We start from the raw sequence: 20691 nt of genomic DNA, 5'->3' as shown, positions 1-20691 counted from the left end.
GCCTAACGCAATAAAGGCTGGGTAATAAAGGCTGTCATGGTGAAAATCTTGGCTCGGTCAAAAACTAGCAACAATTTACAAACAATACACGATAACAAGGAAAAGGTATATGTTATAATAACTTAATCCTACATAGACTAAGTTAAGTTTCATTAACAATGTTTTGTATACCCAAACAGTTCTTATAACATATCAAGGAAAATCCCATGAATAGCAAACTTTTAGCCACTACCGCTATCGCAGCGTTGTTAGCCACACAATTTGCCAATGCAGAATTAGTCATTTCGCAAAACGGTGAAACGCAAAAAGTTGGTGAAACCGCAGCTCAACCTGCAGCGGTCACAAAAGCGCCTAAAACCGCCAAAGTAGAAAAAGTTAAGCCAAGCAACAGCACCAGCTACAAACTAGACCCAAACCACGCCAATGTACGTTTTGCGATTGACCACTTCGGTACAACGACCAACCAAGGTGGTTTCTACGGCGTAACGGGTGACTTGAACTATAACCCAGCCAAAAATACAGGCAGCATCAACGTTGACATTCCTGTCAATAGTCTTGACACGGGTAACGAACATTTTACCAACCATTTAAAATCAGCTGAATTCTTCAACGCTGAAAAATACCCAACGGCTAATTTTAAATCAACCAAATTCCATTTCAAAAATGGCAAAGTAACGAAAGTTGACGGTAACTTGACGCTATTGGGTAAAACCAACCCAGTTAGCCTAAAAGCCACTAAATTTAACTGCTATAACAGCCCAATGCTAAAAAATGCACAAGTATGTGGCGGTGATTTTGAGACTACCATTGACCGCACCAAATGGGGCATGGATACTTATGTCAAAATGGGTTTTGCTAAAGACGTTAAACTTAACATCCAAGTTGAAGCGGTACAACAATAAGCTTGCTTAGCGTTACCCAAAAGCCAATGTTAACGCATTGGCTTTTTTACGTTTTTACGATAGATAATTTCACAAATACTGAGCTTTGCCAACACACTTTGCACAGCTTGATTCAATTGATAAGTTAAAATGTTCAAACCAATGCAATTTTTAACAACTAATAATAAGGAAAGTTGATGACAGATAAAACTAACAACTTAGGGACACTTGCCAAACTTGCAGGCGTGGCAACCACTGCCATTTTGACCAAAAAAGCCTTGGCTAAAACTTTCAGTTTAGGCGCAAAAGCAGTAAGCAAAAAAATCGTCAAATCTGATTCAATCAACTATAAACTCGACCCGATGCATACCAATGTGCGATTTAGCATTGACCATTTTGGTACCTCAACCAATCATGGTGGGTTTTATGGCTTGGAAGGCGACATGGTATTTGACCCCGACAATCAAACAGGGCAAATTGATCTTGATATTCCGTTGGAAAAATTGCAAACAGGTCATAAGAAATTTGATGAAGACTTAAAAAGTAAAGACTTTTTTAATGCAGATAAATATCCAACTGCCCACTTTACCTCTACCAAATTTATCTTTAAAAAGGGTCAACTACACCAAATTAAAGGCAATCTAACTTTGCTCAAAAAAACTCGCCCTATTACGTTGACAGCGAGCAAATTTAATGGCTACGCCAGTCCTTTGCTAATGGCATATGTGTACGGTGGTGATTTTGAAACCACGATTGACCGTACCGATTGGGGGATTGATGGTTATGTCAAAATGGGTGTGAGTAAAACAGTGAAGTTAGTTATTCAAATTGAAGCCGCTCAGCAATAATTTTTTAGTAGATAATAAAGGTAATCAAAAAGATCAGCGTTGGCTGGTCTTTTTTTGCTAAGCTAACTGCAAATTTTTAACTATTCAATTTTTAGCTATTCGTTTTTTACCTATTCGATATTTAACTATTCTAAGCCGCTAAGCCGGCTTTAATAAGTCTGGGGTTTGATACAAAACCATACAGCACTATACAAAACGTAAATTTACAGTATCCGCACATAGCTTCATAATTTTCAAAAACCTAGATATCGCTTTATTTAATTTATTTTTGAGGAAAACTTATGAAACCATTCAATACCACAGTAAAAAACTCCTTATTAGCCGCAGCCTTGGTGGTGGGTTCTGCCAATCTGACCGGTTGTGGTTATAACTCTATGCAAGCGCAAGATGAGCAAATCAACGCCTCATGGTCAGAAGTAGTCAACCAGTATCAGCGCCGTGCTGACTTGATTCCAAACTTAGTCAAAGTCGTTGAGCGTTATGCCCAGCACGAACAAGCGACCTTAACCCAAGTCACACAAGCGCGTTCACAAGCGACGACTATCAATGTGAGTGCCGATGTACTCAATGACCCAGCGGCTTTTCAACGTTATCAACAAGCGCAAGATCAATTGGGCGGTGCGTTATCGCGCCTAATGGCAGTGTCAGAACGCTATCCCGACCTAAAAGCGGACAAACAATTCCAAGAGTTACAAGCACAGCTTGAAGGTACCGAAAACCGCATTACCGTGGCACGTGGTCGTTATATCCAAGACGTTCAAACTTATAACACTACCGTACGCCAATTCCCAACCAATGTTACCGCAAAAGTGTTTGGTATGCATACCCGTCCAAACTTTACCGTGGCTAATGAGGCGCAAATCTCCACCGCACCAACCGTTGATTTTGGCAATAACAATACCAACACCGCAAATGCGGGCGGTCAGCCAGTGCAAAACAATGGGAACACTGCCAATGCCGGTGGTCAGCCTGTAAATAATTCGGCTACCGCGACAGCGAAACCTTAATTCACCATTGTTAATGTTAACTGTATAGTTAAATTTTGAGAGTTAAGAAGATTTTTTTAAATAGTCTGCCATCAGTTGGTGGCAGGCTCATTAGATAAGATTTGCATCAATTGTCAGACTAATTTTTTAATTTTTTAAAATAGTTGTTGAATTGACTATATCATAATAAAAAAATTGCATACTTTGAGGAAACACAGGTGTCATTGAATATTGTACAGACACAGCCCAATTTACAGCGCTCCCATAATCAGCCGCAAAAATTGTCATCTCGTTTGTTAGCCAAGCGGGTGCTATTAAGTACTTTTACTGCGCTGACCATGGGCATTGGACTTGCGATGCCTATGGCTGCCGTTGCAGAAACTGCCACAGCGACAGCCAATTCCGCAACCGTTACCGCTAAGCCCACACTACAAGATCATAGTGTTGAGGACATGGTTGCGATTGCCAAAACCGCACAAACCAATGAAGCGCTTAATGATGCTGTACTCAATAATGATGCAATTAAAGAGACGTTGGGCAATGATGCACTGCCGATACCAGGTGTCAATACTCAAGCAACCAGCAATTCGACAAATAGCAATCAGGCAACAGCTACCGCCAATACCCAGACTACTAAGACGCCTAAACAGTCAACCCAAGCCCCTGTTGCCGCTGATAAACTAATCCTAAATAACCCTGTCATTGATGAAGCAAAAATTCTATCGGCTAGTGATAAACAGGCGATTGAAACCAAACTGCGTAGTCTTAATGACCGCGGCTTGGCGCAAGCAGCCGTGGTCATTGTGCCAACCACCAATGGCGAGGATATTTTTGACTATTCAATGAAAGTTGCTGATCGCTGGAAACTGGGCAAAAAAGACACCGATCAAGGTCTGTTGATGGTTGTTGCTGTCAATGACCGTAAAATGTACATTTTAACGGGCTATGGTCTTGAAGGTACCATTCCTGATGCCGTCGCTAAACGCATTATTAGCGATGACATAACCCCAAGATTTAAACAAGGCGATTATGCCGGTGGTATCACGGCGGGAATTAATCGCATTGAAGAACGCTTGACAACCGATCCGGCTATTTTAAAGCAAGCAGATGCCAATCGAGTCAATACCAATGCCAATAGCAATGCTCAGTCAAATCAAGAGGGCGGAATACCGCTTATCTTCCTAGGCTTTTTTGGCTTTGTCGCTGGTATGATTTTGACCAGTATATTAGGGCGCTTTTTTGGTTCGATTGCTACGGCAGGTGGCATTGTAACGCTTGGTACAATCTTTGGTGCAGGGTTACTAGGCAGTATATTTGTGGCATTTATTGTCTTTTTATTTTTGCTATTTCGAGGTGGCGGTGGTGGTCGCGGTGGCAGAGGCGGCGGTGGGGTTGTCTTCCTACCGGGTGGCGGATTTGGTGGAGGCGGTTTTGGCGGCGGTGGATTTGGTGGTGGTGGCTTTGGTGGCGGCGGTGGTGGCTTTGGCGGTGGTGGCGCTGGGGGCGATTGGTAATCAATAGTCAGTAATCGGCTAGTTATTAAAAATTATTTTAAATTTACCCCTTATCATCAACTATATACTTCATTATTTTTTATGGAATTTTCATGAGCACAAATGACCCAATAACTGCAACGAATGGTGCCAACGAAGAAACCATTGCTTACACCTCACCGATGGCGACAGTGACTTCCACTGTGCCAAGTTGGGCTAGATGGTGGCGTCAAGTTGCGTTTATACCTAGCCTGCACAATCGCTGGTTAACGCCCAGCGCCCAACAACAGCTAAACCAAGCAATTACCGAAGCTGAGCAAGGGCATCGCGGCGAAGTGGTGCTAGTGATTGAGAATCATTTGCCCATTTCGTCCGCACGGCTACAAAACAGCCGAGACAGAGCGATCGAAGTTTTTGGGGATTATCGCGTCTGGGATACGCAGGATAATACTGGGGTGTTGGTATATCTTAATATCTGTGAGCGGCGTCTGGAGATTGTCGCCGATAGAGGCATCAATAGCCATGTGATGCCAACTATGTGGCAAGCGATGTGCGACAAGGCTATCGAAGGTATTAAAGCTAATCGACACATTGATAGCTTGGTTGCGCTATTGGGTGATGTGGGGCAATTGCTTCGTCAATATTACCAATTAGACAATGACCCAAGCGGCAACGAAATCGCTGACAAAATGATTTTTATAAAGTAGTTTTAAACTTAATTAGCATAGTGCGATGATGCAATCCCACCAAAAGCGATGTCACCCATCGCTTTTTTTATTGCTCAGCTTTTAATACCCAACAGTAAGCGGGTAAACTTCAAAATTTGGTAGCAAGCATTATCTTTTTGGCGCTAAAAAATTGTGTTAAGTCTCGACAAAAGAATCGACAAATTTTGCTAGGCGAAATGATAAAATTTTACCTATAATGAAACCGACATACCGCCACTCAGCTTGTTAGACAATTAGGCAGTTAGGCAGTTAGACAATTAGACCAGTCGTCATGTTGGCGATAAATCATTACTTATAAAAATTTTGAGGGAATCCCATGCCAACGCTCACCAATAATATTGCTGATAGTATCGGTCAATTTTATCTCGGTCAAGACGTGTACCCAGAGTCTACACAAGGTCAAGCAACCCTATATGACGCAGCTGACTTAACAACCCATGCGGTGATTATCGGGATGACGGGCTCGGGTAAGACGGGTTTGGGGATTAGCTTACTGGAAGAAGCTGCGCTGGATAATATTCCGGTGATTGCGATTGACCCCAAAGGTGACTTGGGCAATTTGGCATTGACGTTCCCAAATTTGGCAGCCAGTGACTTTGAGCCGTGGATTGATAGCGGCATGGCAAGTCAAGCGGGTATGAGTGTGGCAGAGTTTGCCAAGCAAACCGCAGCCAACTGGCAACAAGGGCTTGGCAACAGTTTTCAAACCCCAGAGCGTGTGCAAGCACTCAAAGCCGCCAATCGTGTCAGTGTCTATACCCCAGGTAGCGAGAATGGCTTACCCATTGCCCTACTTGGCAATCTCGTCCCGCCGCCCGATAGTGTCAAAAATGATGGCGAAAGCTATGCGGAGTATATCGATGCGACAGTGTCGGCACTGTTGGTGCTATTAAAAGTCGATGGGGATAACCTTGCACCCGAGCATGTGTTTTTGGCACAGCTACTTAAAAACGCCTGGGACAATAACCAAACTTTAACCTTGGTGGATTTGATTACCCAAATCCAAACGCCAGCGTTTGACAAAATCGGCATCCTGCCGCTGTCACAAGTATTTGCGGATAAAGACCGTAGCGCACTGGCGATGAAGCTCAATAGGCTTTTGGCATCACCGAGTTTTGCCAGCTGGCTTAAAGGCATGCCGCTGGATGCTGGCGCACTGTTTTATGATAAAAATGGCAAAGCACAAACCAGTGTGCTCAATATTGCCCATCTATCCGATGATGAGCGTTTATTTTTTGTCACCTTGTTACTCACCAATTTATTGGGCTGGATGCGCCGTCAGCAAGGCACCTCAACCTTGCGGGCAATTTTGTACATGGATGAAGTGTTTGGCTATTTACCGCCGATTGGCAATCCACCGACCAAAGTATTGCTGTTGACCCTACTAAAACAAGCGCGTGCATTTGGTTTGGGGATTGTGTTATCGACCCAAAACCCAGTGGACTTGGACTACAAAGCATTATCCAACGCGGGTACTTGGTTTATCGGACGGTTGCAGACTGCCCAAGACCGTGAACGGGTGATGGATGGCTTGCTCTCTGCCAGCGGCAGCAGTGGACTGGACAAAGCGGCGCTCAATGCGTGGTTTGATAAACTCGGTAAACGCCAATTTTTACTGCACAATGTGCATGATGCTAGCCCTGTGATTTTTAGCACCCGCTTCACGCTCAACTACCTATCAGGGCCGCTTAGCAAACAAGCCATAGCACAGCTCAAAGCCAATAGCCAAGCGATTGCACCTACCGACCCAGCGCAAGCGCAAGCCACCACGCCTGCCATCAATCCATTAGCAAGCACCATGAGTCAGCCGCCGGCCTTGCCCAAAGATGTGGGCTTGTATTATGCACCCAAAGACGGGGCGGGCGATGGTCAAACCTTCTATGAGCCTACTGCCTTTGCCTATGCGCGGGTATTTTTTAATGACAAAAAATCAGGCGCTCAAAGTCAGCAGCAGCTATTATTAACCACAGCATTTGGTGAGCCGCCGTTGGTGGTAGATTGGCATCAAGCGATTTTAAGTGATTTGACCTTTGAGCAGTTACAATCGGCTCCGCACCAACCCGCTGTGCTCAAACAACTGCCTACCCAAGCGCTCGACAAGGCATCATGGAAAACTTGGGAAAAAGCGGTGAAAGAAGCCATCCGTCAGCAGCAAGTGTTAAACCTGTGGTATGTCGATAGTTTAAAGCTGTATAGCGAAGTGGCAGAGAGCGAAGAAGCCTTCCGCAATCGGCTCATCGTACCGCTGCATGAACAGCGTGATATCGCCATTGCCCAGCTGCGTGATAGCTTTGCTAAAAAACAAGACGTGCTAGCCAAAAAACTGCAAGCCGCCAATGAAAAATACCAACAACAAGCCGCTGAGTCAAGCAAAGGCTGGCTGGATGCAGGGGTCAGTATTGGCTCTGCGGTCTTAGGCGCGTTTATGGGGCGCAAAGCGTTGTCACAGACCAATATCAATAATGTCAAACGTGCCATGAACTCGGTGGGCGATATCAATGCCAACAAACAAACCGTCGCAGAGCTTGATGCGATTCGTCAGCAGCTGCAACAGGAGTTAGACAGCATTGGGCAGCAGTTACAAAGCCAAATCGACAGCTTGGCAACCACGTATGATGCTCAATCAATAGCACTTGATATTGTACAGATTACCCCAGCAGCGAAGGATATCACGGTGTTGTTGGTCGGCGTGTTGTATCAGCCGCTATAAACAGACGCAATATAAACCTTTTGACCCCATCAAATTTCGCGGAATGCGGTATGCCCCCAACGTCTGAATACGAACAGCAAGCCCAATATTTTCTCGCCAACATCTATGCCGGCAGCAATGGCATCGCTGCCGATGCCCATCATACTTATTAGGATATCTACTTGATGGCTTTTTAACAGCCATTGCTTTATTTTTTGCCAACTGCACCAATTATAATGCCTATGCGCCAAATGTAGCCAAAATGAGATACGCTGCGCCTAGGATGCGTTCACCAATTTGTAGGATGAGTAGCCTATAATGACAACACATTAAAAGGAAAAAGCATGACACCCGTAGATATTATTACTAGTAAAGAAATGAGCGATATTGCACAAATTGTCAAACTTCATGATATTGATGTTCCCTTAGTCGCTGTGTATTGCGGCTCTCGCAAAGGCAATGACCCTGTCTATGTCCAATCGGCGCATGAGTTGGGTAGGGGGTTGGTTGAAGCGGGGTTAGGTCTGGTGTATGGCGGTGCGGTGATTGGCTGTATGGGCGCGGTTGCCGATGGTGTAATTGAAAAAAACGGCATTGCCGTGGGCGTGATTCCTGAGTTTATGATGGATCGAGAAGTGGCGCATGGGGGTTTGACGCGTTTGCATTTGACCGATACCATGCATACCCGTAAAGCCATCATGGCAGAGTACGCCAGTGCCTTTATCACCTTGCCAGGTGGGCTTGGCACGCTTGAAGAAATCATGGAAATTGCCACTTGGCGACAGCTATATCAACATGAAAAGCCGATGATTATTCTCAATATCAATGGTTTTTATGACAAATTGGTTGAACATCTACAGTTTACCGCTGAGCAAGGTTTTATGAAACCAGAAGATTTACAACGATTAATCGTTTGTAATACTGTCGCCGATGCCATTGAACTACTTAAACCGATTGTCAACATGCCAGACACGATGAATGTGAATAAAATCTAACCATGTGAGAGACAAAAAAAAGACCTCAGTTAAAGGTCTTTTTTTGTATCCTTTTTTTGGTTATCTAGTCGAAAATCTTACCACGATTCATAATCCCATTGGGGTCAAACACTTGCTTGATGGCGCGTAAATAATCAATTTCTTCATCAGGACGAGTGTAATTAAGATACGGCTTTTTGGTCATACCCACGCCATGCTCCGCTGAGATAGAGCCGTTGTATTTTTGCACCGTTTCAAACACGTACTTGTTGACCACTTGGCATTTTTCAAAAAATTCGTCTTTGCTAAGGTTTTCTGGTTTTAAAATATTTAAGTGTAAATTACCATCGCCGATATGCCCAAACCAGCACACTTGAAAATCCGGATAGTTTTGGCTAACAATGGCATCGATATCCGCGATAAACTCTGGCACGCGGCTGATGAGCACGGAGATGTCATTTTTGTACGGGGTAAATACCGAGATGGTCTCAGAGATATACTCGCGCAGTTTCCATAGTTCTTGGGCTTGGTGAATCGATTGGCTCATCACCCCATCAAGCACCCAGCCTTCGCTCATACAGTCTTCAAAAATCTGCATCGCCATGTCCATAATCGGCTCGTAGGGCGCTTCAAATTCGAGTAGCGCATAAAATGGCGCATCGGTTTCAAACGGTTTTTGTACATGCCCTGTGGCAAGTAATTTATCAACTGCGACATGATCAAAAAATTCAAACGCGGTCAAATCCATTTTGCTTTGAAAGGCTGACAAGATTTGCATGATATTGGCAAACTCTGGCACGCCAAGCACCATGACAGTTAGGTTTTTGGGCTGACGCTCTAGCTTGACTTGCACTTCAGTGACAATGCCTAAGGTGCCTTCTGCTCCGATAAACAAATGACGCAAGTCATAACCGGTGGCATTTTTTATCATGCCTTTGTTCAAATGCAAAATATCGCCTTTACCTGTCACTACGGTAAGACCTAATATCCAGTTGCGGGTCATGCCGTATTTGATGACTTTGATACCGCCGGCATTGGTGCCAATATTGCCACCAAGCTGGCTTGAACCGGCTGACGCAAAGTCCACCGGATAGTATAACCCTTGACTGTCAGCAAAGTCTTGCAGCGCTTTGGTGACAATACCGGCTTCCACTTCCACCATACGGTCTGCAGGGTAGAAGCCCAATACTTGGTGCATTTTATCAAGGCTAATTACCACCTCGCCATTGGCGGCAACCGCCCCTGCAGATAGACCGGTACGACCACCGCTTGGGGTAATGACGATGTTTAGCGTATTACATAGCTTGACGATGGCTTGCACTTGCTGGGTGGATTTTGGGAAGACAATGGCGCTGGCATTGGGTTCAAAATGCTTGGTCCAATCTTTGCCCCAAAAGCCCAAACTGTCCGCATCGGTTTTGATTTGGCTGTCGTCAAATCCTTGCTGGCGTAGTTGTTCAATGAGCGTATTGATGGCGGTCTGATTAGCAGTCATGGTGTGGCTTTTACCCATATTTTTAGACAGATTGAAAAGGTTTTTGAGGCTCTATCATAGCATAACTAACGGCATAAATTTTGACAAAAACACTGGCGATTGATGAAGAATTTTTTACCCATAAGACAAAAAAATCATGCCATCTTGCGGGAATTTCACCACAAAAAACCCGGCAAGTGTGATAGGATAATTGACTAAAAATACTGACTAGGGGTTGTTATGGCACAAAATCTATCACTTGAGAAAGACAAAATCCGCTTTTTGATGCTTGAAGGCTTGCATGACAATGCGTTTAAAGTGCTGTCAGAGGCGGGTTATCACAATGTTGAGAATATCAAAACCGCCTTAGACCCTGAAGAGCTTAGCGAAAAAATCAAAGACGCCCATTTTATCGGCATTCGTTCTCGCACCCATTTGACCCGCGATATTTTAGAAAAAGCCGAAAAGCTCATCGCCATTGGCTGTTTTTGTATTGGCACCAACCAAGTGGACTTGGAAGCTGCCCGTGAACTGGGTATCCCTGTCTTTAACGCCCCTTACTCTAACACCCGCTCTGTCGCGGAGCTTGTCCTTGCCGAAATCATCATGCTGATGCGCGGTATCCCTGAAAAAAATGCGGTGGTACACCGTGGCGGCTGGAACAAATCTGCCAAAGACAGCTATGAAGTGCGCGGCAAAACTTTGGGTATCGTGGGTTATGGCTCTATTGGTACTCAGTTATCGGTACTCGCTGAAAGCCTTGGTATGAAAGTCATCTATCATGATGTGGTCACCAAATTGCCATTGGGCAACGCCACCCAAGTGGGAAGTCTAGAAGAACTGCTTGGTAAAGCCGATGTCGTCACCTTGCATGTACCAGATTTGCCAAGCACGCGTAATATGATTACCGCCACAGAATTGGCTGCTATGAAGCCAGGCGCGCATCTTATTAATGCGGCGCGTGGCAAATGTGTGGATATTGATGCGCTAGCAGCAGCCCTGGAAAGTGGTCATATCTTGGGCGCGGCGATTGACGTGTTCCCCAAAGAGCCAAAATCAGCGGATGAAGAATTTGAATCACCACTGCGCGCGTTTGACAATGTGATTTTGACACCGCATATCGGTGGCTCAACCCAAGAAGCCCAAGCCAATATCGGTCTTGAAGTGGCAGAAAAATTTGTGCGTTACTCTGATATGGGTGATACTGCAACGTCTGTGAACTTCCCAAATGTTAGTATGCCGCAAAAAGAAGGCACGCATCGTCTGCTCCATATTCACCAAAACGTGCCTGGCGTGTTGTCACAGATTAACAAATCCTTTGCCGATGCCAATATCAATATCTTTGCCCAAAGCCTGATGACTGAAGAAGATGTGGGGTATTTGGTGATGGATGTCGGTAGCGGCGATTCTGCGCAAGCGGTTGAAGCACTCAAAAATATCCCAGAAACCATTCGGGTGCGGGTGTTGTTTTAATAAGGTTTTTTGAAAAAAAAGGGCGTATTGAATACGTCCTTTTTTTATTTTTGGTTGCTAAATGATGGCATAAATAGCGTATCAGCCTAACTTGTTTAAAACGTGTCATAACGCATGATAGAGTGGCGTACTGCTTAAGCCTTCCAACATCATTGTTAAGGTTGCCTTATCCAAAATTGCAATGGGTGGTACTAATTTTGTTGTATCAAAAACGATTAAAAAACCCCACTCAAATCGCTTGAGTAGGGTTAATATAGCATAAATTATAGGTCAGAAATCGCTAACTATTTCGCAATCTTTTTATATTTCATGCGTTTTGGCTCAGCATCCGCGCCCAATTGTTTTTTGCGATACGCCTCAAACTCTGAGTAGTTACCATCAAACCAAATCGGGCCTTCATCCTCGAACGCCAAAATATGGGTGGCAATACGGTCTAAGAACCAGCGGTCATGCGACACCACCATCACCGTACCAGGGAATACTTCCACCGCATCTTCAAGCGCGCGCAACGTCTCAACATCAAGGTCATTCGATGGCTCATCGAGTAACAGCACGTTTGCCCCTTGTTTTAAGGTTTTGGCAAGTTGCAGACGGTTACGCTCACCACCCGACAGGCTACCGACCAGTTTTTGTTGGTCTTGACCTTTAAAGTTAAAGCGTCCGATATAGGCACGGCTAGGCGTGGTGTATTCGCCCACAGTAATCATATCAAGACCGTCGGAGACTTCTTCCCATACGGTTTTTTTGTCGTCTAGCTCATCACGTACCTGTCCCACATACGCCACTTTTACCGATTCACCGACTTCAACTGTGCCCGTGTCTGGCTTGTCTTTGCCTGTAATCATGTTGAACAAGGTTGTTTTACCTGCACCATTGGGTCCGATAATCCCCACAATCGCCATCGGTGGCACAGTGAAGGATAGGTTTTCGTATAGCAAACGGTCACCAAATGATTTACTGATGTTGTTGACTTCAATGACTTTGTTGCCAAGACGTGGTCCTGGTGGAATGTAGATTTCAGCGGTTTCGTTACGCTGTTGGAATTCTTTGGAGTTTAATTCCTCAAAACGTTGCAAGCGAGATTTTGATTTGGCTTGCTGGCCTTTTTGGTTTTTACGCACCCATTCAAGCTCTTGTTTCAGCGCTTTGGCAAAGGCTTCTTCTTGCTTTTGCTCTTGCTCTAGGCGTTTATTTTTTTGCTCAAGCCACTCGGTGTAGTTACCTTGGTAAGGGTAACCATAGCCACGGTCAAGCTCCAAAATCCACTCGGCAACGTTATCAAGGAAATAGCGGTCATGGGTAATCGCCACGATGGTGCCGCTATAATCTTTTAAGAAATGCTCAAGCCAAGCGACTGATTCGGCATCCAAATGGTTGGTCGGTTCGTCCAATAGCAGCATATCAGGTTTGGATAGCAATAGACGGCACAGGGCGACGCGGCGTTTTTCACCACCCGATAATTTGCTCACGTCGGCATCCCACGCGGGTAGGCGCAGCGCATCGGCGGCTTTTTCTAACTGGTTGTTTAAGTTATGGGCGTCCCACGCTTGGATGATGTCTTCCATCTTACCTTGCTCGGCGGCAAGTTTGTCAAAGTCAGCATCGGGTAGGGCATATTCGCCGTAAATTTCATCAAGCCGTGCCAATGCGTCTAGGGCTTCACGCACACCATCTTCCACATTGCCACGCACATCTTTGGCAGGGTCTAACTGCGGTTCTTGGGCAAGGTAGCCAATCTTGATACCCGCTTGGGCACGCGCTTCACCGTTATACTCGGTGTCCACACCTGCCATGATTTTAAGCAAGGTTGATTTACCGGCACCGTTGAGACCCAGCACGCCGATTTTTGCACCGGGGAAAAAAGACAGGCTGATGTCTTTTAGGATTTCCCGTTTGGGTGGAACAATTTTTGATACCTTGTTCATGGTATAAATATATTGAGCCATGTTTTTCCTGTTTAAGTTAGCTAATAGCAAGTGAAGGTAAGGCGTATCATCCACGCCAAAAAATTTGAAAAATGGTAAGATTTAACCGCTTATTATCGCATTGTTAACAGGGTGGGGCAAGGTAAAAGCCTAGCGAAAAATCATTTGCAAAGCCCATACCGAATAGGCAAAAACTTTTACAAGCCATGGACAGTGGCTGTGCTACTATCAAACGGCAAATAACCAAGCGACAAATAACTAAGTCACAGATAGCATAGTAGACAAAAAAATACACAAGGAGACAACCATGTCGGATTTACAATTATCTATTCACCATAACGAGCAGTCCCAGCGTTTTGAAACCACCGTTGACGGCACTACTGCTTACATCAGCTATGTGGATAATGGTGATGTCATCGTATATGACCATACCATTGTACCAGACGCCATTGGTGGGCGCGGCATTGCAGGGGCGTTGACCAAGCACGCGCTAGACTACGCCCGCAAGCAAGGTAAAAAAGTCGTGCCAGCCTGCTCTTACGTGGCAAGCTATCTACAGAAACACCCCGAATACAATGATTTAAAAATACAGTGATTTAAAAGCTTAACATTTTATCAATTGGTTAATACGCCAATAAAAAAACCACATATATTGATGTGGTTTTTTTATAGAGTCGGGTTTGCTGATTATTTTTTCTTGGTAGGTCCAAGTAGCATACCCATTTGGCGGCCTTCAACTTTTGGTTGTTGTTCAACATTGGCAACATCGGTTGTATCGGCAATGACTTTTTCAAGCTGCTGCAAGCCAATTTGTTGGTGAGCCATCTCACGACCACGGAAGCGAATGGTGACTTTGACTTTGTCTTGGTCTTCCAAAAACTCACGGATTTTACGAAGTTTGACTTGATAGTCGGCTTCTTCCGTACCAGGACGCAATTTGATTTCTTTAAGCTGCGTTTGTTTTTGGTTCTTTTTGGCTTCTTTGGCTTTTTGTTTTTGGTCGTACAGATATTTTCTGTAGTCCATCACTTTGGCAACAGGAGGCTGAGCGTCTGGTACTATCTCGACCAAATCCAACTCAGCATCACGGGCGGCCTGCAAAGCCGTTTTTATATCCACAACACCAACTTGTTCGCCGTCTTCTTTGACTAAGCGTACCTCTTTGGCACGAATTTCCTCGTTGATGTCTAATCGGTTTGAACTCTTAATAATACTTACTCCTACGCTGTTTTTGATTTGACACGCCCTTTTTGGGCGGTCGCTTGGTTAACCAAGTCGATAAAGGCATCGATACTCATCACGCCAAGGTTGTCACCTTCACGAGTACGGACGTTAACTTGGTTGCTTTCTACTTCTTTATCACCCATGACAATCATATAAGGAATACGTTCAAGGGTGCGTTCTCTAATTTTAAAACCAATTTTCTCATTACGCAAATCGGTGATGACACGAAGTCCGGCTTGATTCAACTGTTCGGCGACTTTTTGACAGGCTGGCGCTTGGTTGTCGGTAATGTTCATCACCACAACTTGCTGCGGTGCAAGCCAGACTGGCATCCAGCCGGCGTAATGCTCGATGAGCATACCGATAAAGCGTTCAAATGACCCCAAAATCGCACGGTGGAGCATCACAGGGCGCTCACGTTCGCCTTGCTCATTGACAAACTCCGCACCTAGTCGCTCTGGCAAGTTAAAGTCAAGCTGCAGTGTACCGCATTGCCATACCCGGCCAAGACAGTCTTTAAGGCTAAACTCGATTTTGGGTCCATAAAATGCGCCTTCCCCTGGCAGATACTGCCAATCAAGCCCGGCATTATCCAATGCGTCCGCTAAGTCTTTTTCTGCCAAGTCCCACAGTTCGTCAGCACCGACCCGTTTTTCTGGGCGAGTCGAGAGTTTCATTTGCACGTCATCAAAACCAAAGTCTTTATACACATCAAGGGTAAGCTTGATAAAGTCTTGGGCTTCTTGTTTGATTTGCTCATTACTACAAAAAATATGGGCGTCATCTTGGGTAAAGCCACGTACCCGCATGATGCCATGGAGTGAACCTGACGGCTCATTACGGTGGCATGAGCCAAACTCAGCAAGACGCAATGGCAAGTCACGGTAAGATTTTAACCCTTGATTGAACACTTGCACATGACACGGGCAGTTCATCGGCTTGATGGCATAGTCACGTTTTTCACTGTGGGTGGTGAACATCATGTCGCCATAATTTTCCCAGTGACCTGATTTTTCCCATAGGCTTCTATCGACGATTTGCGGGGTTTTGATTTCAAGATAGCCGTTATCTTTTTGTACTTTTCGCATATACTGCTCAAGCACTTGCCACATCGTCCAGCCATTGGGATGCCAAAACACCATACCAGGCGCTTCTTCTTGCATGTGAAATAAATCAAGCGCTTTACCGATTTTACGGTGGTCGCGTTTTTCCGCTTCTTCGATACGCTGGATATAGGCTTTTAGGTCTTTTTTATCTGCCCAAGCGGTACCGTAAATACGTTGAAGTTGCTCGTTTTTGGCATCACCGCGCCAGTAGGCACCACTCATTTTGGTGAGTTTAAAGGCTTTTAAGAAACGGGTATTGGGCACGTGTGGTCCACGGCACATATCAACATATTCTTGGTGATAGTATAAACCCATTTGGGTTTCATTCGGCATATCTTCGATAAGACGTAATTTATAAGTCTCGCCACGGTCTTGGAATACTTTGATAACCTCGTCACGCGGTGTCATTTTTTTGATAACATCGTAATCTTGGTTAATCAATTGCGTCATGCGCGCTTCGATTTTTTCCATGTCTTCTGGCGTAAACGGGCGCTCGCTGTAGATATCGTAATAAAAACCCTCTTCAATCACAGGACCGATAACCATCTTTACCTCAGGATACAGCTGTTTGACAGCATGACCCAGTAAGTGAGCGGTCGAGTGGCGAATGATTTCCACACCTTCCTCGTCTTTTGGCGTGATGATTTGAACGCTGGCGTCTTCGCTAATCGGGTCACACGCATCAACTAATTTGCCGTTGACACGTCCTGCAACGGTGGCTTTGGCAAGCCCTGCGCCGATACTTTGCGCCACTTCCATGACTGACGTTTGCCCATCAAATTGTTTAATATCGCCGTTTGGTAAGGTAATGGCTACCATAATTGCTCCTGTTGTCCTTTGGCAGTGATGACCGTTACTATCGGTCATGTAACCGTGAGAGATGGGAATAAAAAAAGGGAAAAACTCTGCCAATCCAGACTTACCGTGTCTCGATAGGCATTACAATCCCATGAATTCGTCGCTTTGCAAAAAGCGTAAACAAGATATTATAGCAAATTGCGGTGATGAAACCAACTTGCTGATTGAATTGCTTGCAGTGATGACAGAAAATGAGGCAGCTCACGATAGCCGTGTAAAAAAATACTGTAATAGTCGACAGCTAATGATTGGTATCTGCAATTTGACTGGGTGTCTTGACACTAAACTGTGCGCCTTTACACCAACAAGTTACAGGAATAATCTAGATTACCCGTGGCAAAACTTATATAACTACAGCATAGTGAGTGCTATGCTTCATAACAATACGATTGATTAAGGGCATTTTTATGTCAGTTGATTTTTCCAACACATTAATTGTGGCGGTCTCTGCCACGGCATTGTTTGACCTATCAGAGTCTGAGCGGTTTTTTCAACAAGCGTTAACCGAAGATCCAGAAACGGCGATTGATAAATTTCGCAGCTATATGATTGAACGCGAAAATGACCCATTGCAAACTGGGACGGGTTATCCGCTTATCAAAGCCTTACTCAATCTCAATCAGCATTGTGCAGCCGATGACAAGGGCGAGGGCATCGCTGCGCCTATGGTTGAAGTGGTGATTATGTCAAAAAACAGCCCAGATACCGGCATTCAAGTATTAAATGCGCTGCGTAGTCATGGACTACCGATTAGTCGCTCGGCATTTACTTCAGGCGAAGGGGTGGCGGATTATGTGGCAGATTTTAAGGTGGATTTGTTTTTGACCACCAATCATGACGATGCCCAGCAAGTCACCGATGCAGGCGTGTGTGCCTGCGCGATTTTGGATGCGCCGCCCATTGATATGAAAGAGCTAGACACCAATCAACTACGCATTGCATTTGATGGCGATGCCGTGTTATTTGATGAAGCAGGGGAACTATTGTCGCGCCAGCAAGGACTCAAAGCGTTTCATGATTATGAAGCCAAAATGAGTGATGTGCCGATGAATAAAGGCCCGTATGCGGATTTTTTAATTAAACTCTCTAAACTACAAAAACGCCTGCCTGCTAAAATCAAGCATCCACCGATTCAAATTGCACTGGTGACCGCACGCAATGCGCCTGCTGATTTGCGCGCGATTAAGACATTGCGTGATTGGGGCGTCAATGTGGATTTGGCATTCTTTTTAGGTGGCTTGGATAAACGCCATGTACTGCAAACCTTTGCCCCGCATATTTTCTTCGATGACTCCATTCATAATTACGAATCTGCTAAAGGCGTCGTACCCTCAGGGCTAGTGCCTTACAGTTCAAAATCAAAATTGTATGTCAAACAAGCTGATGCCACGGCAAGCCAAAACCTTGTAGAGATTCATCAAGGATAAAATTAGTAGCTTTTATAAAAAACCCAATATAAAAAAATACCGCTTATGGTAAGCGGTATTTATTATTGAACATTGGGTTAGTGGTCAGATGCACCTGACGCACCGATACCGGTTAATGAACGTACATACTGTGCATCAAAGCCTTTTCTATCTAGCTGAGCGCGTGGTGAGTTGTCAGTGATAGATGCAATCCACGCTAGAATGAAGGTCACAGGCATACTAAATAACGCCACGTTTTTGTATGGGAAAGCCGGTGATTCGTGTTTCATGATATCTACCCAAACCGCAGGTCCTAAGATAATCAGTAACACTGCGACTGCTAAGCCTGCAAACCCACCGATTACCGCACCACGAGTGGTTAGACCACGCCAGAACATCGCTAACAAAAGAATCGGGAAGTTAGCCGATGCCGCGACCGCAAATACCAAACTTGCAATGAACGCAAGGTTTTGGTTTTCAAAGATAATACCGGTCACGATTGACAATAAACTTAATGCAACCACGGTAATTTTTGATGCACGCATCTCTTCTTCAGGTCTCGCTTGACCTTTTCTGATAACACTAGCATACAAGTCATGGCTGACCGCTGAGGCGCCTGATAACGTCAAACCTGCCACAACCGCTAGGATAGTTGCAAAAGCAACAGCCGAGATAAAGCCTAAGAATAAGTTACCACCCACGGCATGGGATAAGTGAATCGCTGCCATGTTGGCACCACCGATGAGTGCTTGTGAGCTTACGCCATTTTTCACCACTGTCGTAAAATAATCTGGATGTTCAGCTAGGATAACGATAGCACCCAAACCAATAAGAACGATCATAAAATACACGTAAGAAATACAGCTAGCGGCAACCAGTACCGATTTACGGGCTTGTTTGGCATCTGGCACCGTAAAGAAACGCATCAATACGTGGGGTAAACCTGCTGTACCAAACAATAGACCCAAACCTAATGAGATAGATTCAATGGGATTATTAACCAATTTACCAGGCGACAAAATCGCTTCATGCTTATCATGAATCGCCACTGCTGACTTAAATAATTTGTCAAAACTAAAACCAACATGGCTCATCACCATAAATGCCATGAAAGTCGCACCTGACATCAGCAAAATAGCTTTGATAATCTGCACCCAAGTGGTGGCTAGCATACCCCCAAACAATACGTAAACCATCATTAATACACCAACGATGATAACTGCGTAAATATAATCTAATCCAAATAATAATTGAACCAATTTACCCGCACCAACCATCTGCGCAACCAAATATAGTGCAACGACGACCAAGGTACCGGATGCAGCAAAAATACGTACAGGAGTTTGGGAAAAACGATAAGATGCCACATCGGCAAAAGTAAATTTACCCAAGTTACGCAGCCGCTCAGCGATTAAGAATAAAATAATTGGCCAGCCAATCAAGAAGGCTAGGGTATAAATCATGCCATCATAACCGACGGTAAAAACCATACTCGATAACCCCAAAAAGGTTACCGCTGACATATAGTCCCCGGCAATGGCGATTCCGTTTTTGGTACCTGAGATACCGCCGCCCGCGGTATAAAAGTCGCTAGCGGTTTTGTTTTGTTTTGACGCCCAGTAAGTAATACCGAGTGTTGCCAAAACGAAAATCAAGAACATGATAATGGCTGAAATATTCAGCGGTTGTTTTTTTACTTCGCCTTCAAGGGCACCCGCTGCCCATGCTGGCATCTGTGCCATCAGACCCATTAGCGTCAAGCTTGCGGCGGTTGAAACCTTGCCGATACGCTTGCCCAAGCCTTTAACAGTCACGCTGTTATACTGTTGTTGTAACATGCCACCCTCCATGGTGTCAAAACTGATGTCAGAACTGATGTCAAAATGATTATCAGCCCCACAATTTTACAAATGAAAACCTAACACAATCCCTGTGTAGTTATACTTTACCACTGTTGATATCGTCGATGACTTTACGAGTCATCGTGTCAAATTCGCCGTTTGCTTTTTTGACATATATCCAAGTGATGAGTGGTACAAAAATGATGAAAGCTACGACAATATAAAAACCTACAGGCGTCATCGAACCTGCGGAAACTGGTTTAGCAAACATGCTTGGGTTAAATCCCACGAGTAGCAGATAACCGAACCAAAAAACTAGTGTGATAATGGTAAAAATAAGACCTAGGCTAGTTTTTTTCTTTGCCATGCTTTGGAATTCAGGATGACTCATGACGCGCTGAATTTGTGCCTCATCCATGGTAACGCTCCTTGTAAATGAATGAAAAAGACAACTCATTGATGATTGATTCACCAATCAGTGTCAAAACCGACAAGGAAGATAGCGATTGGATGACAATAACAGTAGACAACAATATGGTGAAGCAAGTCCGCTATGCTAAACGTAATAGATTGTCTTAAATGATACAAACAATCTCATCTTCCTGATTAGTTGCTATTATTAAATGAAAATTGTTAAAAAATCTAGCTATTTTTTCTCAAACTGTAAAAAAATTGTAGAATGTTAGTTGAAAATTAGTGGCAACGTTATCAAAGCACCCAAAGTTAATAGTAGACATAACTTGATACTCATAAGCGTGACTAATAATCATTGTGCCTAATCATGA

The 20691-nt window shown here is 44.5% G+C and carries 16 protein-coding genes; 10 read left to right on the top strand and 6 right to left on the bottom strand.

Going from position 1 to position 20691, the window contains the following annotated elements:
* Positions 1-206 precede the first annotated feature (206 nt).
* From RNZ41_RS10035 to RNZ41_RS10005, 7 genes are all read left to right on the top strand, one after another.
* Complete coding sequence (locus RNZ41_RS10035) at positions 207-902, top strand: YceI family protein (protein WP_076775333.1); 696 nt, start codon at positions 207-209, stop codon at positions 900-902.
* 176 nt (positions 903-1078) lie between these two features.
* Positions 1079-1729 carry a YceI family protein gene (locus RNZ41_RS10030; protein WP_159675728.1) on the top strand — a complete coding sequence of 217 codons (651 nt, stop codon included), beginning with the start codon at positions 1079-1081 and terminating at the stop codon, positions 1727-1729.
* A gap of 281 nt (positions 1730-2010) precedes the next feature.
* A complete protein-coding gene (locus tag RNZ41_RS10025) occupies positions 2011-2736 on the top strand; it encodes a LemA family protein (RefSeq protein WP_065254004.1) in 726 nt (241 codons plus the stop codon).
* Between the two features lie 197 nt (positions 2737-2933).
* Positions 2934-4229: a TPM domain-containing protein gene (locus tag RNZ41_RS10020; RefSeq protein ID WP_159675729.1), complete on the top strand. Its 1296-nt coding sequence runs from the start codon at positions 2934-2936 to the stop codon at positions 4227-4229.
* A 92-nt stretch (positions 4230-4321) separates the two neighbouring features.
* Positions 4322-4915 (top strand): TPM domain-containing protein, encoded by a 594-nt coding sequence (locus tag RNZ41_RS10015; RefSeq protein WP_312177177.1) that lies wholly within the window; start codon positions 4322-4324, stop codon positions 4913-4915.
* Positions 4916-5252: 337 nt separating this feature from the next.
* Positions 5253-7646 (top strand): ATP-binding protein, encoded by a 2394-nt coding sequence (locus tag RNZ41_RS10010; protein WP_314027207.1) that lies wholly within the window; start codon positions 5253-5255, stop codon positions 7644-7646.
* Between the two features lie 356 nt (positions 7647-8002).
* The gene (locus RNZ41_RS10005; RefSeq protein WP_071586305.1) at positions 8003-8620 is read left to right on the top strand and encodes an LOG family protein; all 618 of its coding nucleotides are present in this window, start codon (positions 8003-8005) and stop codon (positions 8618-8620) included.
* Positions 8621-8684: 64 nt separating this feature from the next.
* Here RNZ41_RS10005 and RNZ41_RS10000 read toward each other — a convergent pair whose 3' ends face one another.
* Positions 8685-10094, bottom strand: a complete 1410-nt coding sequence (locus RNZ41_RS10000) for an FAD-binding oxidoreductase (protein WP_313078492.1) — start codon at positions 10092-10094, stop codon at positions 8685-8687.
* 219 nt (positions 10095-10313) lie between these two features.
* Between RNZ41_RS10000 and serA the strand changes: the two genes are divergently transcribed.
* Entirely contained in the window at positions 10314-11546 is a 1233-nt protein-coding gene (gene serA / locus RNZ41_RS09995) for a phosphoglycerate dehydrogenase (RefSeq protein WP_135889478.1), read from the top strand.
* A gap of 284 nt (positions 11547-11830) precedes the next feature.
* Here serA and ettA read toward each other — a convergent pair whose 3' ends face one another.
* The gene (gene ettA / locus RNZ41_RS09990; RefSeq protein ID WP_007117348.1) at positions 11831-13492 is read right to left on the bottom strand and encodes an energy-dependent translational throttle protein EttA; all 1662 of its coding nucleotides are present in this window, start codon (positions 13490-13492) and stop codon (positions 11831-11833) included.
* 286 nt (positions 13493-13778) lie between these two features.
* Between ettA and RNZ41_RS09985 the strand changes: the two genes are divergently transcribed.
* Positions 13779-14066, top strand: coding sequence for a GNAT family N-acetyltransferase (locus RNZ41_RS09985; protein ID WP_314027206.1), 288 nt, complete (start codon positions 13779-13781; stop codon positions 14064-14066).
* Positions 14067-14158: 92 nt separating this feature from the next.
* On the opposite strand, the gene infC is transcribed toward RNZ41_RS09985, so the two are convergent.
* Both infC and thrS read right to left on the bottom strand, forming a co-directional pair.
* The gene (gene infC / locus RNZ41_RS09980; RefSeq protein WP_172460503.1) at positions 14159-14656 is read right to left on the bottom strand and encodes a translation initiation factor IF-3; all 498 of its coding nucleotides are present in this window, start codon (positions 14654-14656) and stop codon (positions 14159-14161) included.
* Positions 14657-14691: 35 nt separating this feature from the next.
* Positions 14692-16620: a threonine--tRNA ligase gene (gene thrS / locus RNZ41_RS09975; RefSeq protein ID WP_314027205.1), complete on the bottom strand. Its 1929-nt coding sequence runs from the start codon at positions 16618-16620 to the stop codon at positions 14692-14694.
* A 446-nt stretch (positions 16621-17066) separates the two neighbouring features.
* On the opposite strand from thrS, the gene RNZ41_RS09970 reads away from it, so the two are divergent.
* Positions 17067-18086, top strand: coding sequence for a 5'-nucleotidase (locus RNZ41_RS09970; protein ID WP_314027204.1), 1020 nt, complete (start codon positions 17067-17069; stop codon positions 18084-18086).
* A 77-nt stretch (positions 18087-18163) separates the two neighbouring features.
* On the opposite strand, the gene RNZ41_RS09965 is transcribed toward RNZ41_RS09970, so the two are convergent.
* A complete protein-coding gene (locus RNZ41_RS09965) occupies positions 18164-19816 on the bottom strand; it encodes a cation acetate symporter (protein WP_314027845.1) in 1653 nt (550 codons plus the stop codon).
* Positions 19817-20003: 187 nt separating this feature from the next.
* Entirely contained in the window at positions 20004-20324 is a 321-nt protein-coding gene (locus tag RNZ41_RS09960) for a DUF485 domain-containing protein (protein ID WP_062332725.1), read from the bottom strand.
* Positions 20325-20691: the final 367 nt, after the last annotated feature.

The organism is Moraxella sp. DOX410 (assembly GCF_032248735.1).
Classification (GTDB): Bacteria; Pseudomonadota; Gammaproteobacteria; order Pseudomonadales; family Moraxellaceae; genus Faucicola; species Faucicola tetraodonis.
This window is presented reverse-complemented; position numbering and strand designations above follow the sequence as displayed.

Coding starts and splice junctions, on each gene's coding strand:
- RNZ41_RS10035 (WP_076775333.1), top strand. CDS start 207: ATGAATAGCAAACTTTTAGCCACTACCGCTATCGCAGCGTTGTTAGCC.
- ettA (WP_007117348.1), bottom strand. CDS start 13,492: ATGGCTCAATATATTTATACCATGAACAAGGTATCAAAAATTGTTCCA.
- thrS (WP_314027205.1), bottom strand. CDS start 16,620: ATGGTAGCCATTACCTTACCAAACGGCGATATTAAACAATTTGATGGG.
- RNZ41_RS09970 (WP_314027204.1), top strand. CDS start 17,067: ATGTCAGTTGATTTTTCCAACACATTAATTGTGGCGGTCTCTGCCACG.
- RNZ41_RS10005 (WP_071586305.1), top strand. CDS start 8,003: ATGAGCGATATTGCACAAATTGTCAAACTTCATGATATTGATGTTCCC.
- RNZ41_RS10025 (WP_065254004.1), top strand. CDS start 2,011: ATGAAACCATTCAATACCACAGTAAAAAACTCCTTATTAGCCGCAGCC.
- serA (WP_135889478.1), top strand. CDS start 10,314: ATGGCACAAAATCTATCACTTGAGAAAGACAAAATCCGCTTTTTGATG.
- RNZ41_RS09985 (WP_314027206.1), top strand. CDS start 13,779: ATGTCGGATTTACAATTATCTATTCACCATAACGAGCAGTCCCAGCGT.
- RNZ41_RS09960 (WP_062332725.1), bottom strand. CDS start 20,324: ATGGATGAGGCACAAATTCAGCGCGTCATGAGTCATCCTGAATTCCAA.
- RNZ41_RS09965 (WP_314027845.1), bottom strand. CDS start 19,816: ATGGGTCTGATGGCACAGATGCCAGCATGGGCAGCGGGTGCCCTTGAA.
- RNZ41_RS10010 (WP_314027207.1), top strand. CDS start 5,253: ATGCCAACGCTCACCAATAATATTGCTGATAGTATCGGTCAATTTTAT.
- RNZ41_RS10030 (WP_159675728.1), top strand. CDS start 1,079: ATGACAGATAAAACTAACAACTTAGGGACACTTGCCAAACTTGCAGGC.
- RNZ41_RS10000 (WP_313078492.1), bottom strand. CDS start 10,094: ATGACTGCTAATCAGACCGCCATCAATACGCTCATTGAACAACTACGC.
- RNZ41_RS10015 (WP_312177177.1), top strand. CDS start 4,322: ATGAGCACAAATGACCCAATAACTGCAACGAATGGTGCCAACGAAGAA.